Origin of the sequence: Bradyrhizobium lupini (assembly GCF_040939785.1) — a bacterium.
GTDB lineage: Bacteria > Pseudomonadota > Alphaproteobacteria > Rhizobiales > Xanthobacteraceae > Bradyrhizobium > Bradyrhizobium canariense_D.
In genome coordinates this window covers 2,435,145-2,451,820 of sequence record NZ_CP162553.1, presented here as the reverse complement: position 1 = coordinate 2,451,820, position 16,676 = coordinate 2,435,145, and the positions used below count along the sequence as shown (strand labels likewise).

Here is a 16,676-nt window from a genome sequence, read left to right as displayed (position 1 = left end):
GTCCCGACACGCGGCATTATAGATGTCCGTTACTTCGGGTAGATCACCTCTCCGCAGCCGGCGCAGTTCGTAGCACATTTGAAAACCCCTAATCTCGTGTAGCATCGAGATCCGGCATGACGCGGCGAAACACCCGATGCTCCTCCGACTTATTTGGACAACAGCTTCTTTCATCCGTCAGGTGACCCGAGCATCGCGGCCCGAGGTCTACGGCTCCCAATCGCCGCTTTCGTCATAAGCCCTGATCAGCCAGAGAAGCATGGCTGCGCTTTATGCGCATTCGCGGCAGCTCTCCTGTGCAGTAAACTGAAGCAACATGCTGCAGTTAACGTTCAGAAAGCGACGGCAATGCCCCCGTGTCCCTCAAGGATAGATGCCGAGGCTAACGCGTAACAGACGTTCCGAGACCTACCAGAGCTTATAGCTTGTGTAGATTTCCAATACTGCGCATTGTTGAATGCAGGTAATCCGATTCCGCTCGCTCCCTGCACGGGTGAACTCGGATGTCCGGACTGCCCAACCAACGATGGGACGCGTTCGACAGAGACTAGTAGTCGTCACCGCAAGCTCAAGAGTCCAACGCGCTATCAAACAGATCGGACGAGATCGTGATTCGACGCGCGAAATGTTCGGACGCTGAAGACATCGCCGCAATCTACAATCAAGCGATGGCACCCGGCGTCTTTGCCATTAGTCGAGTGTCGCCTGATACTCGCACCGAACGATTGGCTTGGCTTGAGGAGCATCAAGACCCATACGCAGCCTTCGTTTATGAAAATGACAGCAGGAAAACAATCGCGTGGTGTTCCCTAAACTCGTTTTCGATGCGCCCTGAGTATACGGGGCTCTCCGAAATTTCGTGCTACGTTGATGAAAAACACCGAGGAATGGGGATTGGAAGGCTGATGATTGCGCACTTGATTGAGACCGCCAAAACGTTTGGACTGCATGCGCTATTGGGCCGCACTCTTGAAAGAAATGTCGGAGCAATCAAAAATTTCAATTCGTTCGAGTTTCGACGTGTCGCGAAATTACGCGAACTGTCACGTGTTCGAGGTGAATGGCACAACGACGTATGGCTGTGGAAGCAATTGCCATAATGTCTGCCCTCGGAAGGCTAACCAGCCAAGCAGACTTTGCAAGTACACCGAGCGAACGCCCAACGTTTCCTTGGGGCAACCAAAGCTCAAGGGCTGCGAACGCCGCCGTACAAAAGCTATGTCGGGGGGCTCGGATACCGGCTAGCGCTGCCGACGCGAGATGCGTTTCTCTTTAGGGAGATGCGTTTCCTTGCAAGCCGTTGTGATTCTGCCGACAGCGCTGTTGAGCCAGCGGCTCCATTGGGCGAAGCATCCAAGCGTGCGCCGCGAGCTATATTGTCCACTCAAGTCTATAATCCTTGTCATGTCCCCAACAGCGGCACGAACCTTGTCCGACCTCCTGCCCGTCTCGATGGAGCGCCACCTCTTCGGACGAACTCAGTCGCCTACTGGACCAATTTAACTTTGGCACGCGCGTTGCTAGCTGCCTGATGCAGCACTGGGCCAATACCGGAGCTCAGGCCGGGTGGGCTGCAAACCGACGCGGTGCTCGAAGTTTAACAGTAGAGGTGCCTGCGTGATGGGGAACTCAGATAGCGGACAGCTCTAGGAGAATGTTATGAGACTGCTGATACTCACGAACACGCTCGACAGTTTAGGCGAGAACGACGCCCCAATCAGTAACGCATTTCGCCGGTTGGGTTGGGAAGTACTTTTCGGCGAGTTGAATTCAATTTCGGCAGACGACTATCGCTTTTTCACACGCGGAGTTTTAGTGCCAAAAAACGCCGAGCCTTATCATCCCGGCTGCGCCGCAGCAGGAATTCGAGCTAACTATTTTCTCGACGAATGTCAGTTGGTCTGGGTCATGGGCCATCCTCAGGATCGCGTATCCCTTGACATTTGGCAAATGCTTTGGCTGGCATCTCAGACGACGTCGTTTGTCAACAGCGTCGAAGGTCTGGTGTTCCTTACTCCAAAACATGCTCTGGGCCACGTCGTGCCCAAGGCGAACAGAGCGCTTTCGTACATATCGAACGACTTTTCGCTGCTCTGGGATCGCTACCAGGAAACTTCAGATCAGTGGTGGGTAGCTAAGCCGCCAAATTCCACCTGTGGGCAAAACGTCTTTTTACTGACCCCGAAGGGACCAAATGTCCGAGCAATCTTGCAATGCCTTACCGGAAATACCGCTGCTCACAAGGATAGCTATGGCGAGTTAGGCGGCTTCAAAGCCGAGTACACCGTACTTCAGCAGTATATTCCTGAAGTGGTCCACGGCGAAAAGCGTATCATCGTTGTTTGCGGACAGGCGACCGCTTGGCACGGCCGGATCGGGCATCCGGACGATCACAGGTCGAACATAGTGCTGGGAGGAAAACCTGTTCCGGTGGATCTGCATCAAGATGAAATTGAGCTAGCTGAGTCAATCGGTCGAAAGCTGATGGCTCACGGAATCAACTTCGCAGGGATAGACATTGCCTATCCTTACATCATCGAAATAAATCTTGTGAATCCGGGAGGGCTGTACGACTTGCAGTGTGCTTCTGGGGTAGACCGCTCGGACAAAGTGTCCGAGGTAATCACTACTCACTTCAAGAGGCGTTTGTCGTCATGAAGTTCGCTCTTACAAGTCATGAACGTAACGCAATCTTTCGCGAACATGACCAGCCTTGTCTCGCGGCTTGCCGCGACATGGACGACTGCTTCGACAATGCCATCATGGTGAGCGTCTTGCACGCACCTGAATGCGGAGAGTTCGTTCATCATCATCACTCTGAGCCCCGCGGCGGTGACCGACATGATCTCTTCGCCTCAATCCGCGGCTTCAGCAATCGAACCCGGCTCCATTCCGCGTCGAATATATCTCAGCTATCAAAGATGGAACTAAAAAAGTGCTTAAACGAGGCCCACCTCGTCTGAGAAAGATGATGCTTGCGGCCGCGTCGGGACCTCGCAGTATGCGCGTGACTTCGTCATGCTTCCTAACGCAAGCTAGATGTGCGGTCTCACTCGGCGAGGTTGGCTTGCGCAGTGTAATGGAGATTGAAGACATTGACGTATGACTGACCATACCCCTATGACGCGCCTTTCGGCCGGAAGTTGTCTCGACGTGCGCTCGTCGCGCGCCAGAGCGAGCAGATCGACCATGATCCGGTAGACTTTCCTGTCCGGCAGCCGTTCGCGCAAGCAATCGAAGGTTCGGCGATAGGCATCGCGCGGGAACAGCCGATCACGGTAGACGAGATTGAGGAGTGCCGTTGCCTTGCGCTGCAAGGAATGGATCACGTGCCCATAATCGACGACCTGATCGTGCTTGCCGTTGGGATGCGGCCGCACGCGCGGCAGGGTGACGAGGTGGGTGCTGCCGACGAACACGTCGAGACGATCGTTGTAAAGGCGCACCCGCAGTTGGTGCTCGAAAACGCGACGGCACGGTGTAGAACACCTTGCGGAAGGTGAAGCCGCCGCTTGACGTCACGCGGACAATCACCTCCTCATAGTCCGAGGTGCGCGGCGATCTGGCAACGCCTGCAGGGCGGCGCGCTGGTGGTCGATCCGCTTGGCGTTGCGGGCATTGCGGCGGCTGACGATCTCGTCGATGAAGCCGCGATCGGCGGCGAGATCATCGAATTCGGCAGTGCCGCGCAACAGCAGCGTATCGGCGATCGCCCGGTTGAGATGGCCATGCGAGCTCTCGATCGCCCCGTTCTCGTGGGCGATGCCGCGATTGTTGCGGGAAGGCCGCATGCCGTAGTGGGCGCAGAGGTCCTCGTACCGCCGGGTCAGATCGTCCCTCGCATTGCGCTCGAGATTGCAGAAGGCGGCCGACAGGCTGTCGGTACGATGCTCCCGCGGTGCCCACCGAGCGACCACAGGGCATTCCGCAGCCCTTCGGCCAATGCGACGAAGATCTCGCGACCGAGCACGTCATGGGCGTGTTCAAAACCGCAATAGGCCAACCCCAAGTCATAGGGGCGATGATCGAGCGGCACGCCCGCGATGGTGACCCCAAGCTCGCCCATATCGGCGAAGTCGGACAGGCCGACCTGGCCCCACTTGCCGACCTGGCCCACTTCATGGGTCTGGCGCAAGATGACCTCCTGCTCCTCGCCGTGGATCACCCGCCAGGCGCGGATGCGGCGCTCGAGCGTGCGGCGGATTGCAGCGCGCAGCTCAGGATGGCGTCGGAGCATCTCCTCGAAGATGGCCACGGGCCGCACGCCGGCAGCCGCGTTCAGCATCGGCACGCCCTCTAGGCCGAAGACGTTGGCCAAGGGACCCGGCCGGCGCCTTTGCCGCGGTGACTTCCTTTGCGACGGAAGACGCAGATCCTTTTCGAGCCGATAAGCGGTCGACGAACTGAACGACACCTTCGCGGCCGTCACTGGCGGCGAATTGGTTTGACAGGATTTCATGTAGAGCCTCATCTGGTGATCGGTGACATGGGAGCCTGGCAACGGGTGATTGCTCTTTGGCGATAAGAACCATCCATCACCGGCCAGCCGCGATCACCAGACGGCGCGGTCCGCTCGGATCGCGCCGTCGCCTCTTCGACTTTGTACCGCTGACTCAATCAAAGCATCATTCCGGGCGAGCAGTTGACGCCTGGCACGCCCTGGCGCATTCGCCTGACCGATGACCTCACTGCGCGATTCAGCCAGGCTGCTGGAGCTCCGTGACCATGCACGAGGCAACCCGCAAGGTCGGCCTCTAAGCCGAACCGTCAAGCGCGGCGACCTCGAAATCGTGCACGTCACGAATGGCAGGAAAAAGGGGAATCCGAATCAAGATGATAACCCGGCAATCCGAACTCCTTTCAAACCTCATGAACCAGGGGCATTATGAAGCGGTGTCCAAGAAGCTGCGTATGTCGGCATCGAGCACCATGTTCACTCGCTGGCTCATCATCCCAGCATGCAGGGCATCAAGCGGAATGTGAGGATTCCGCACCGGGGAAGCCGCAAGAGAACCAGAGCAAGTCGGTCTCGGAGACGGCGCTCGCATGCCACCGCACTTTGGACGATCTTATCCTCTGGCGCCGGCACACCGAGAGGCTGCTTACCGCCATCGGCTTTGGGCATGTAGACTCGCCGCACCGGCTTCGGCTGGTAGCGACCCGTGTGGAGCCGTCCGCAGCGTTGCAGCAGATATTGTCTGAGAAGCGCCTGACTGAGGTTGGTGAGCCGCCTTTCGAGATCATATTTCTGCGGGTAGTCGCGACAGCACATACGAGCAAGCAAGGCCTCCACGTCAGCTAAACCCAGGATTGCCCGGTTCAATTCGATTTGCGGATGTCACCTCGATCTTCGCCGATCGCGAGAGGCTCACGTTCGCATTCCGCTGTGGTGCAGAGGGGAAGACCGTGGACAGCTTCCGCGTCAGGCCTGGCGTTTACGCCTTCGCACTCTGCCTGATGTTTGGCGCAGTTAACGGGCGGGCGTTAGTGCAGGCCACGATCACTGTCAATCGCAACAAACTGAGTGAGGTGCTGAAGGGTCATCTGCGGCTCTCATCAATTGGCATCGATCCTTTCAGCAACAGGCCGGTGTTTGCCTCCAGCCGTCACACTCGAGATCGGAGATGCGCTTTTGCCGCACTACCCTCGTTGCTGCTAACTATGCCGCGCCCGCTGCCTTCCCGCAACAGCCGCCTGCCAGACCGACGTCCGCTTGCAAGGCGAGCTAAAAGTTGCGAATCAAACGGCCTTGAGCAAGAGCATCCCTCAAATTGCCGGGGGGACTATACGATTATCAGCTGACTTCTGGAGTAGATTGCTTCGAGAAAGTTGCCGAACTACTCATTGCTCACTTCCAGAAGAGTACGTCTTCATGAAATTACGAAAGATACCGTTAGTGTCGGCATTAGACAATGGCGGTGCCCGCAGACATCAAGTAGCGGATTCGAAGACTCGTTCGCGTGCTTCGTCTCGTCCAGCCCACAATTGGCGACGGCTGCAATTGGAAATCGACCTTACCCGTCCATTGCTCTATCAACGATCAGCCGAGATCGACGCCGTCACGCGCGTCGATCGCTTTCCTGCCGGTACAGGGGCCGCCAGTCGCGTATCAAGACTGGGATCTGGGCGAGAAGCGCTTCGGTCGAAAGGCCGCTTTCAATTGCGTGCGGCGAGGCCGGCCTGAACTACGTGTCATCGCGATTGCGATAGATGCATTTGGGTTGACTATCACGCAGAACTTTGCCGGTGTCACGTCGACGCGCATTAACACAGCCTCGCCGATCAGAACCTTTTTCAGGCCTTCAACCAGGAGACATCCGGGAAGGGATCTCCACCCGCACCAGATGCGAGCCGAACTCCTTGCGAGGCCGCGGCGCGCGTTGCGGCTTGACCTTGCCGCCTGTCTTGGCCCGTTCGGCTTCGATGGCCGCCACGCCGGTAGAACTCTCGCAAGCACGAAGGCGATCTGCTCATGGCTTGGCTTTTGGCTCCGCAAGCGTTCTGAGCGCATGCCGTAAGGCGTGCGCTCCGAGATCTTCACGATCGCCGCCAGCTCTAGGATCCGCGCGTCGGCCGCCTGGTTGACCGCGGCGAGATCGAGAGTTCGCCGTAGTCAGTATTGTAATCTCGGAGACGATGCGGCCTTAATCACTGCCGTTCTGGCAGCAAGGCGAAGATTCGCGCATGGGCATCGGCAAGGGCAGTCGGAACCTCTGCAACAGGCGGAGCCATCGCCCGCCATCACAGCAAAGTCGGCGCAAATCTCTCCTAGCCTTTCAGCGCTCTAATTCAATTCGCCGCAAGTTTCATCTCGTCGAGTGAGGTCGCTTCACAACTACCGTACCACCTTCGTCCAGTCCACTGCCACGACTTGTCAGCTCCGGTCCTAAATTGCGGACTTCCGCGCAACCGAGTTTTTCAACGTAGTGTAACGGTTGGCAGTCGGATGCATCCAGCCGATCGGCGGCGTACTGATCGCCCCAATACCGTGTGCTATGGCTAAGAAGGAACTCAACCTTTACCGCGCGATCTGCTTAGCGTAACGGGACAGGCGCATGGCCGCCTCCTCCATTTCCGCGTCGGTGGCACCAAGGCTAATGCGCAAATGACCAGCTGCGCTTTCGCCAAAACTATCCGCGGGTAGAATTGCAACTCCCTCTTGGAGAACTAGGCCCTTGGCAAAGTCATACGCCGAGAGACCCGTGGCGCGCGCATCCAACATAATGAACATGCCGCCTTCCGGGCGGTGGAAAGACACTAGGGGAACCGTTTCCATCCACTCACAAAGCTGGTCGCGGCGGCGACGATAGGCTGCTCGCAGTTCGGGGAGCCCGTTCGGAAACTGCTCCAGCGCCGCGACGCCGGCATCTTGGAGAAAAGTAGGAACGCCGTAGGTCGAGCAGAGCGCTACGTTGCCAGCATGACGCACCAACTCCTGCGGACCGATCATCCAACCGAGCCGCCAACCCGCCATCGCATGTGACTTGGAAAGACTGCTGATGGTGATGGTGCGCTCCGCCATGCCGGGAAGCATAGAGGGCGAGACATGTTGGCCCTCATAGATGAGTTCGCCGTAGACCTCATCCGAGACCAGCCAGAGATTCTGATTGCGGCAGAGGCCCGCTATAGCCAGCAGTTCGTCTGTCGTATAGACCGCCCCCGTCGGATTGTTGGGGGTGGCCAAAAAGATCGCGCGAGTTCGTGGAGTGATAGCGGCTTCCATCTCGTTAATCAACGGATGAAACCGGTTTCCTGGTGGCGAGCGGATGCTGATGATCTCGCCGCCAGCAGCAGCGACAGTGCCGGGATAAGTTGTATACATTGGCTCAGGTACTAAGACCTGGTCCCCTGGCTCGATGAGACAAAGGGCGGCGGTGAGCAGCGCGTTCTGAGCGCCAATAGTGACTATGACCTGATCGGCGTTGATCGCTTGGCCAGTCTTGCGCGTATGTCGCCGTGCAATCGCCTCGCGGAACGGACGGCCGCCTGCACTCGGGCTGTAATGGGTCCGGCCGGCCGCGAGGTCTTGACGTACAGCGGCGATCGACGTTTTAGGACTGGTGAAATCGGTGTTGCCAACCGTCAACAGAATGACGTCATCGCCGCGATTCCGTTTCTCGGTGGCGATGTGATGTATCTCCCAAGCCCCCAATCCGTTATCGGCCATTCTGTAGAGTCGGGACGCGTAATGCATGGGCTAATTCCCTTCACTGAGCTCGGGAGATGAGGCCGATTGCGCCATGGGCCCGGAAACCAGCCATTCTGATTATCTCGATCATTGGCCTGATTGCATCGGCCCAACTGATTGCAACACTGCCGAAATGCCGAAAGGCCCAAGCATCTCAACCGTTCCACCTCGAGTATGGTGAGGCGATCAATGAACGATGGCTCGCGGGGGAAGTGCTCTTTCGATCACGCCCGTCATCGCGCCTACTTGGAAGGCCAAGGCCCAAGGCCCTCGGCAACCGAAAGGAACCGCTTTTCATTTAGTCTGCCCAGCAGCAGGTCACCCATTGAATTCATGAATCGACTTACTTCCGGCACCTACCCGCCGGACACAGTGCAAATTTCTTGCCATCGATGACACAGCTCGTGTCTGTACCAAACAAACCGCGGACTTAGATAGAGTCGCGTCCGCCGACGAACCAGACGGGCCCGGCGCCCGACGACATCGACGCATCATTGGCGGTATCATTCACATCTCCAGTGCGGCGCACGCTGGCGCGATTGCCCGCCCCAATATGGTCCTTACACGACAATCTACAATCGGTTCATCGCTAGGCTAAGCGCGGACATTGGCAGGCGATCTTTGAAACGCTCGCGCGCTGCGGTGAGGACGACGTGACTTTGCCCATCAACTCCAGCTCGATCAAAGCGCATCGCTCGGGAGCGGCGAAAAAAGGCCCTAATTGCAAGCCTTGCGCAGTTCATCTCACTCCGGGACAAGACTTAGACATTGCCGCAGGACGTCCGTTTTGAAACTCGCGCCGCCCATGTCTTCCCTCATTGGGACGAAGGCTGCGATGGCAACGGCTTCCGCGCCGAATCATCAATCGCGGCGCGAAGCTCGTCGTTGCGAACAAGTCCAACAGGGATGCCCCTCCACAGCTTCAGTCAAACGCGCTTACGAAGGGCGCAAGATTATCGAGTGCTGTTTCTGTTGGCTTTAGGATTCTAGGCGAGACGCTACTCGTTACGACAAACTTGCCAGAAACTTATTGGCTGCCGTCCACCTAGTCGCCGTCTATTGAATGAATCTGAAGCCTAAGCCTCAGTGAGGGACGCGCAGTTCCGACCGATGGCCTCGGAATTCTTAGACGCATCGCAAATGGAACAACCTCCATCGAAATGAGATTCTACAGCGCTTGTAAATCGGGGCGTTGGGTTGCGCCACAATCGGCGCGATGATGAAGACTTGGCGGAGAGTTTCTCGGTGTCTCTCGATTCATCCGAGTGCTAAATGCTCGCGCAAAGGGTCACCGCGCGTCTCACTTTGACACGAAAAGGACCTTCGACGGTTTTGTCGAGTTTCCGACGATAGGGTCGGACATCTCTTGCACCAAACAAGACCTTTGTGACCGCATGAAGATCGTCTCTCCAACTTGCTTGCGCCTCCGAATGAGCGGAGCCTTAGGTGAGATTCGTGAGGTGTGCAGGATTTGCTGACGAAGTGATCAGAAGCCATGATTTGCTGGCGATCGGGATTATATCAATCCTTAAACTCCCATCTGCACTGATTTTGGCCGCGTTAAGCCTTTACGCAGCGGCGCTCAGAAGCTGGAACGCGATGAGTTGGTGGCGTAAGCGAGATGCAAATGCGCCCGATGCGGGAGGTGGTAGAATGGACCAGGGGCGCCATGCTAGGTTAACATCTGTCGCACAGAGAGGAGCTCGCGCAACGTTCAATCATCGAGGCGGCAGTGTTGGACGCCTGTGAGGGAAGCGCTCAGAGTGTGTATCCTTACGAGGCCTACCCGCGATGCGCACTGCTCGCAGCCCGGCCCACCGGGGTTTCTGGAACTGGTGAAGGACGACGGGCCGACCTTGAAAAGCTGCTCAACAATGGTCTGCTATGCTTGAAGCTGGTACCCGCGTGCACCTCACCTAGGTAGGTAGTGCTTCGATTCTTTTTAATGATGTAGAACTCGGCATGTGGGCCATCAGGCTACAACACAGCTGATCACGACAGAAGGTGCCGCAATGGCAAATATAGCCCGTCTCTCGCCCGTTCCGCGCTTATTTCAAGCAACCCAAACTCTGCCCCTTAGCACTGCTAAGCTCTGGGAGCGCCTCAGGATCGTACGGGCGCACAGAGCCTGTGTGAAGGACGGGAGGTTCAAGATCCCTCGATGATAGCGGCGTGACTCCTCACGCGCATGCTGGACGCCATGCCGAGTTTTTAGTGGGGTCCCGCTGATCCTGATCGACAATGTCGGTTGGCTCTAAATCCAAAGAATGCGTCTTTCGGTACGCCTACTTTTGTCCCCTGAACCGAGGTTTCCAATGCTCCCCAGAACAGATAGTCAGCAGCAAGAGCGTGTCACGAATGCGTTGCGGAAGATCCAGGCCCTGGAAGCTGCGTATGAGACGATCACTATTGGACAGCTGGTTTCAGAACGAGCGAGAACGCATGGATCCTCGATCGCAATCGACGTCTTCGAGCAGGGCATGCGCGCGACTTACTCTGAAATGGACCGGGCTTCTAACAAATGCGCACAGGCCCTACGTTTGTTCGGTGTACGCAAGCACGACCGCGTCGGGGTGATGCTACCTAATCGCATTGAATATCCCATCCTATGGTTCGCGATCGCGAAACTTGGGGCGGTGATGGTTCCGATCGACATGCGCTACACGCCAAGGGAGATCGAATACGTTCTCAGCGACACACAAGCCAAATTCGCCGTGGTCGACGAGACCGCTTGGCCAGTCTTCTCGGTAATGGACCCCTGGCCGCAATACTTTACCAATGAGCGTATAGTTCTCGTTGGACAGCTTTCCGCAGGAGCAGCCACTACCTTCGATGATTTGCTTAAAGGAGCCGACGACTCTGTGGTGGACGAGGGTATCCGCTCCGACGACTTGTTGACCATTCAATATACCTCGGGAACGACGGGCTTTCCGAAGGGCTGCATGTTGACGCACGACTATTGGGGCATTAGCTCGTGCCAGGAGGCGTCCGGGGACGAGCAGCCGTACCAAAGCTATCTGTGTACAAATTCGTTTTCCTACGGCGATGCGAGACAATACTTTCTGAGGTCGTATCGACAGGGCGGCACGCTCTACTTGGCTCCGTCGTTAAACCCGGCACGCTTCGTCGGTTGGCTGAAGCAGCATCGCATTGAGTGGTGCGCTTTTCCAGAGTTGGTGGCGCGCCAGGTGGAGACCTCAGGCGAAGGCGGGGTGACATGCCTGAGGCAGACTCTGAATTGGGGTTGGAGTCCTTACTCGGTCCGTCAATTCCGAAAACGCTTTCGCGTGCGCACGCAGGACGCTTATGGGATGACGGAAATTTGGCTTGGCACGCAAATGCCCAGCAATTTGGACGAGATGTCCGAATCCGGTTCTGTTGGGATTCGAGCTCCATTCCGGAATCTGCTATTGATGAATGAGGATGGCACCCCCACCGACATTGGTGAAGTCGGCGAGCTCTGGGTGAGTGGCCGTGGAATCTTCAAGGGTTATTGGAATAGACCTGAGGTAAATGCGGCCTCATTCAACGGCGAATGGTTTAAGACAGGAGACCTGTTGCGGTGTGACAAATTCGGCTTTCATTGGCTAGTAGGACGCACGAAGGATATGATTCGGCGCTCCGGTGACAACATCGCTGCGCGTGAGGTGGAAGCCGTGATCCGCGAAATTTCGGAGATCGCGGACGTAGCTGCCATTCCCGTTCCCCACGCGGATTGCGGCGAGGAAGTCAAGATCTGCGTGGAGCTGAAAGAAGGTCTGGCACCCGACGATCTGCTTTTGCAGCGGATTCTCGAAAAAGCTCGTGCTGAACTTGCTGTGTTCAAGGTGCCGCGGTACATCGCCTTTATACCGAAGCTTCCTAGGACCACCTCCAGCAATAAGGTGCTAAAACGTGAGCTGATGGCCGTGAGTGATCCGCGTGCCGGCACCTACGACGCTGAGAAAAAGCGCTGGCGCTGAGATAGACATCTTAGTATCGCATTCCGGGTCGGCTGCCGTTTCGGCGACCATTGCAATATGGCCAAACACTCTGAGCGCCCCACTGTCCCTGGACTCTGCGCTTGGGTGCTGTGGAGGGGTCCTAGAGTACGCCTGTACTCAGTTTGGCTATGGTCGCCCAGTCCCGCTCTCTGCCGACCACCGCCAAAGTTGCGACCAGCTTTGAGCTGCTGCCGGTTTGATGGACACCGGGTTAAGCGAATCCCACCTTGCGTTCGAACTCAACGGGGCTGATGTATCCGATCGTGGAATGACGTTGGGTTGGATTGTAGAACCTCTCGATGTAGTCGAACACATCTGCCCTGGTCTCGTTCCTGGTGCGATAGAGTTTGCGCTCGGTGCGCTCGGTCTTCAGCGAAGAGAAGAAGCTCTCCATCGCGGCGTTATTCCAGACGTTGCCGGACCGGCTCATGCTGCACACGATGCCGCTGTCAGCCATCAGGCGCTGGAACTGTTCGCTGGCGTATTGGGCGGATTTAAACGGTCGTCGCAACACTCGCACATTGGAGGTTGCGATGAGTATTGGAGGACGGAGATAGGCACGATCTGGACGAGCGCCAATGCCATCGCCGGGGCGGCCGCAAGTTGCGGGGCGTGATGAACAGAGCAGATTTTGGCGGGGGATTGCCGCGGGCCAAGCAGTGAAGAAGCTGCGCTTGAAGCCGGAGTATCGCAGCCTGTCGGATACAGATTGTTCCGAAAGGCGGGCGGCATGCCACCAGCAATGTTCAGATCCTCGGCAAAGCCGCTCTCCGGGCGGTACCTGTCGTTTGCCGAGCGCGAGGAGATCGCACTTCTCAAGGTGCAGGGCCACTCCATGCAAGAAATCGGGCGCCGCCTCGCTCGGTCCGCCTCGACAATCTCCCGTGAACTGCGACGCAATGCAGCTACCAGAAGCGGCGGGTTGGAGTATCGTGCGACGACTGCCCAGTGGCATGCAGACCGATCGGCATGTCGGCCCAAACTGACCAAACTTGCGCTCAACAAAACCTTGCGCACTTATGTGGAGGAGAGACTTGCCGGCCGTCGTGGCACCGAGCGGCGCTTCCGTTCCCGGTCCCGTCGTTCCGTGGAACGGTCGCCGGCATGGCCCGCGAAGAGATCGGCGATGGGCCAAGGCCTGGAGCCCGGAGCAGATTGCCCGACGCTTGCCGATCGACTTCCCGGACGACAACACGATGCGCATCAGCCACGAAGCCATCTATCAGGCTCTCTTCGTTCAAGGCCGGGGAACGCTACGCCGCGAACTGACGGCCTGCTTGCGAACGGGGCGCCTGCTAAGAGTGCCCAGAGCACGCGTAAAAAGGCGAGGCAAGGGCTTTGTCTCGCCGGAGATCATGATCAGTCAACGTCCCGCCGAAGCAACCGATCGAGCCAGGCCTTGGAATGCGTGGTGCCACGGGCCAAAATCAGGCGTGCGCCAAAGGCGCATCTCCTCAACAGAAATGGCACCCGCAGGAGCGTGAGCATAGCGACGCCGGCATACTCCGTGACAGCGGGCCGCTTGCCGAGTGAGCTCTGCCACGCGCCGTGGCGCTTAATGGAATCAGCTACAAGATCGCGCGAAGCCTAGGTCCGGGATACGGGGCATCACTTGTGGCCACGCCAGGGACCGGTGCAGCAATGCCACGATGAGCTGGCCGTGCAGATCCGCAATCGCGCCCACCGTATAGCGGATGAGCATCACCATCGAGGCTGATGACATCCATCGCCTAGCTGTCGATGAAGGTTTTCGAAAGCGCGCTCGGCGGTAGCGTTGGCTTCGATCATCCAGATCTCCTGACCTTGCCCCCAGGTTTTATCCAGTTCTGAATTCGCCCTGGCCGTTTGTGAAGTGCTCCCCAAAACTAGGCCAGCTGATGCTGGAAGTTTCCGGGGTTTAGCTCATGCCGGCGGGGCGCCGATGAGCCATTCAACAGCGATATCGGCGCCTTGTTGCCGATCGCGCTATGGGGCCGGATTTCGTTGTAGTCTCTACGCCAATCCTCCATTTTCTGCCGGGCGTCGTCAAGGCTCAGGAACCAGTGCGTGTTCAGGCATTCGGTTCTGAACTTGCCGTTGAAGGATTCGATGAAGCTATTGTCCGTCGGCTTGCCGGGACGTGAGAAGTCGAGCACAACGCCGCTTTGATAAGCCCAGATGTCGAGCGGGAGATGAACTCCGATCCCTGATCCACACGAATGCTCTTCGGGTAACCGACGGTTTTGCAGATGCGCTCCAGAGTCAGCACAACGTCCTCGCCTCGATAGCTGAACCGCGGATCGACCGCCGGCGAGAAGCGGCTGAAGATGTCGACAATCGTCAGCACGCGGAGTTTGCGGCCGGTGGCCAGCTGGTCGTGAACGAAGTCCATGGCCCAGGTCTCGTTGATCTGTTTGGCATCGGTTCGATCTTCTCGCAGCTTGGCCTTGACGCGGCGCTTGGGCGGTTTGTTGCGTAATTGCAGGCTCAATTCCCGGTACAGGCGATAGACCCGTTTGACGTTAACGGCCCAGCCCTCCCGTTGCAGCAGCACATGAATGCGTCGATAGCCGTATCTCACGCGCGTCGCGCAGATGTCCTTGATCCGGTGTTTGAGAGCGGCCTGGTCGCCGCGCTTCGACTTGTAGACGTAAAGAGCGCGATCAACCCGAAGCGTGGAGCAGGCCCGCCTGACTGACACCTTCCAGTCACTTCGCACCTTGTCGACAAGCTCGCGCTTGCGGCCAGGCCTCAGAGCTTTTTTGAGAGCACATCCTGAAGCATGGCCTTGTCCAACGACAGGTCGGCGACAATCCGCTTCAGCTTGCTGTTCTCTTCCTCGAGCTGAAGCAGCCGCTTCATCTCTGAGGGCAACAGGCCAGCATACTTCTTGCGCCAATTGTAGAACGTCGCCTTGTCAATCCCGGCCTTAGGGCAGACCTCTGCCACTGCCGAGCCATCTTCAGCTTGCTTCAAAACAAATGCGATCTGCGCCTCTGAAAACTTCGATCTTTCATGGAACTCTCCTCGTCCCCGTCAGGGGATGATATTGGAAAATTCAGTTCAAACTGGCCTCATTTGGCGGGGGCACGTCACTGGATTTGCCGTGTTGGGCGGTGGGAGCGACGGGAGCTGGCGCGGAGCCTTCGGCATAGCGCAGCGCCAGATCCCGGCGCGGGTGGCAGGTCATCGCGAACTCGGACGGGGTTCTCCATCCGAGCTGCGAGTGCGGTCGCGTATCGTTGTAGTCGGCGCGCCAGCATCCAAGCGCGACGCGGGCTTGTGCCAGTGACGTGAACAACGTCTCGTTCAACAGCTCAACCCGCAGCCGACCGTTGATGGGGAAGACGGCCCCGCTCCCTCGGCGCCGGCGCTATGCTGGCGATATCTGTCTTAACAGGAGCAATCATCATGGAACCCGTGACAATTGGCTTGGATATCGCGAAGCACGTATTTCACGTTCATGCGGTTGACGCTCAAGGTCGAGTGACCAGCCGCCAACGCCTCCGGCGCGGTGAGATCGCGGCCCCGCCTGGTTGGGATAGAGGCTTGCGCCACCGCCCTTACTGGGCGCGCGAGATTCAACGGTTTGGACATGATGTGAGATTAATACCGCCAGCATATGTGAAGCCCTATGTGCGGCGGGGAGCAAAGAACGATGCCGCTGATGCCGCCGCAATCTGTGAAGCAGTTAGCCGCCCGAATATGAGGTTTGTTCCCATCAAAAGCGTTGAGAACCAAGGCTTCTTGATGGTTCACCGTGCAAGAGGCCTGCTGGTCGGCCAGAGAACCATGACGGCCTGCGCTATTCGAGCTCACTTTGCGGAGTTCGGAATCATTGTTGGACAGGGCCGGCAAAGGGTGGATGGTCTAGTGGATTTGTTGGATGACGAGGAACTCGCGCTACCTGCCACTGCCCGTATGTCCCTGGCTGTTCCTGTGAACCAACTGAAGGAATTGGACCGGCAGGTCGACGTTATCGAGCGTGAGCTGGCTCAGATCCAGAGAGTAAATCCGATGGCGAGGCTGCCGTCCTCGATTCCCGGCGTTGGTCCCATAACGGCCACGGCCGTCGCCGCGACGGTGCCGGACCCGACCATGTTCCGCTCCGGGCAAGGATTCGCGGCTTGGCTGGGCCTGACGCCTAAGCAGAATTCCACCGTCGGGAAGGACCGGCTCGGCCGCATAGCAGGGCGTTCCTATCTCCGGCACTTGCTTGTCATCGGGGCGCGCAACGTCGTTCGGTATCCAAAGGCACGGTCCCGCGTCGGAGGTGGCTGGATCGAAGATCTGCTCGAACGGCGTCGGCCCATGGTCGTCGCTATCGCCGTCGCCAACAAGTTGGCTCGGATCATCTGGGCGATGATGACGACCGGTGAGTTCTATCGGGCTAAGGCTGCTGGATGAACTGCTTAGCAGGCTGGCCACTTTAAGATGTGAGGGCAAACGGCAGCATGATGGAAACCGGCGGCGCTGGGGATCGAGAAAGCCCGAAGAGCTTTAAGCGCAACAAGCGCGACCCGTTG

General features: G+C 57.7%; 7 protein-coding genes and 6 pseudogenes. 6 read left to right on the top strand and 7 right to left on the bottom strand.

The annotated features are described in order from the left end of the window. Positions 1-608 precede the first annotated feature (608 nt). Positions 609-1,100, top strand: coding sequence for a GNAT family N-acetyltransferase (locus tag AB3L03_RS11780; RefSeq protein WP_085348607.1), 492 nt, complete (start codon positions 609-611; stop codon positions 1,098-1,100). A 559-nt stretch (positions 1,101-1,659) separates the two neighbouring features. Beyond that, positions 1,660-2,658 carry a RimK family alpha-L-glutamate ligase gene (locus AB3L03_RS11775; protein WP_368508632.1) on the top strand — a complete coding sequence of 333 codons (999 nt, stop codon included), beginning with the start codon at positions 1,660-1,662 and terminating at the stop codon, positions 2,656-2,658. Here AB3L03_RS11775 and AB3L03_RS11770 read toward each other — a convergent pair. The 4 genes and pseudogenes from AB3L03_RS11770 to AB3L03_RS11755 form a co-directional block, all read right to left on the bottom strand. Next, positions 2,631-2,843 carry a hypothetical protein gene (locus AB3L03_RS11770; protein ID WP_085348609.1) on the bottom strand — a complete coding sequence of 71 codons (213 nt, stop codon included), beginning with the start codon at positions 2,841-2,843 and terminating at the stop codon, positions 2,631-2,633. The two genes, AB3L03_RS11775 and AB3L03_RS11770, sit on opposite strands and share 28 nt — an antisense overlap. A gap of 318 nt (positions 2,844-3,161) precedes the next feature. Continuing rightward, positions 3,162-4,471 (bottom strand): annotated as a pseudogene (locus AB3L03_RS11765) (IS21 family transposase); the annotation flags it as partial. Between the two features lie 1,831 nt (positions 4,472-6,302). After that, positions 6,303-6,434 carry a hypothetical protein gene (locus tag AB3L03_RS11760; RefSeq protein ID WP_368508631.1) on the bottom strand — a complete coding sequence of 44 codons (132 nt, stop codon included), beginning with the start codon at positions 6,432-6,434 and terminating at the stop codon, positions 6,303-6,305. A gap of 584 nt (positions 6,435-7,018) precedes the next feature. Beyond that, complete coding sequence (locus tag AB3L03_RS11755; RefSeq protein ID WP_368508630.1) at positions 7,019-8,194, bottom strand: pyridoxal phosphate-dependent aminotransferase; 1,176 nt, start codon at positions 8,192-8,194, stop codon at positions 7,019-7,021. A 478-nt stretch (positions 8,195-8,672) separates the two neighbouring features. On the opposite strand from AB3L03_RS11755, the pseudogene AB3L03_RS11750 reads away from it, so the two are divergent. After that, positions 8,673-9,251: pseudogene (locus AB3L03_RS11750) on the top strand (transposase); the annotation flags it as partial. A gap of 1,252 nt (positions 9,252-10,503) precedes the next feature. Next, positions 10,504-12,150, top strand: coding sequence for a class I adenylate-forming enzyme family protein (locus AB3L03_RS11745; RefSeq protein WP_085348611.1), 1,647 nt, complete (start codon positions 10,504-10,506; stop codon positions 12,148-12,150). A gap of 232 nt (positions 12,151-12,382) precedes the next feature. Here AB3L03_RS11745 and AB3L03_RS11740 read toward each other — a convergent pair. Then, positions 12,383-12,667, bottom strand: a pseudogene (locus AB3L03_RS11740) (IS3 family transposase); the annotation flags it as partial. Positions 12,668-12,749: 82 nt separating this feature from the next. Between AB3L03_RS11740 and AB3L03_RS11735 the strand changes: the two are divergent. Then, positions 12,750-13,571, top strand: a pseudogene (locus tag AB3L03_RS11735) (transposase); the annotation flags it as partial. A 465-nt stretch (positions 13,572-14,036) separates the two neighbouring features. Here the strand turns inward: AB3L03_RS11735 and AB3L03_RS11730 are convergent. Both AB3L03_RS11730 and AB3L03_RS11725 read right to left on the bottom strand, forming a co-directional pair. Further along, positions 14,037-15,138: pseudogene (locus tag AB3L03_RS11730) on the bottom strand (IS3 family transposase). Positions 15,139-15,208: 70 nt separating this feature from the next. Further along, positions 15,209-15,487: pseudogene (locus AB3L03_RS11725) on the bottom strand (transposase); the annotation flags it as partial. Positions 15,488-15,558: 71 nt separating this feature from the next. Between AB3L03_RS11725 and AB3L03_RS11720 the strand changes: the two are divergent. Continuing rightward, complete coding sequence (locus AB3L03_RS11720) at positions 15,559-16,557, top strand: IS110 family transposase (protein WP_368509039.1); 999 nt, start codon at positions 15,559-15,561, stop codon at positions 16,555-16,557. The last annotated feature ends 119 nt before the right edge of the window (positions 16,558-16,676 follow it).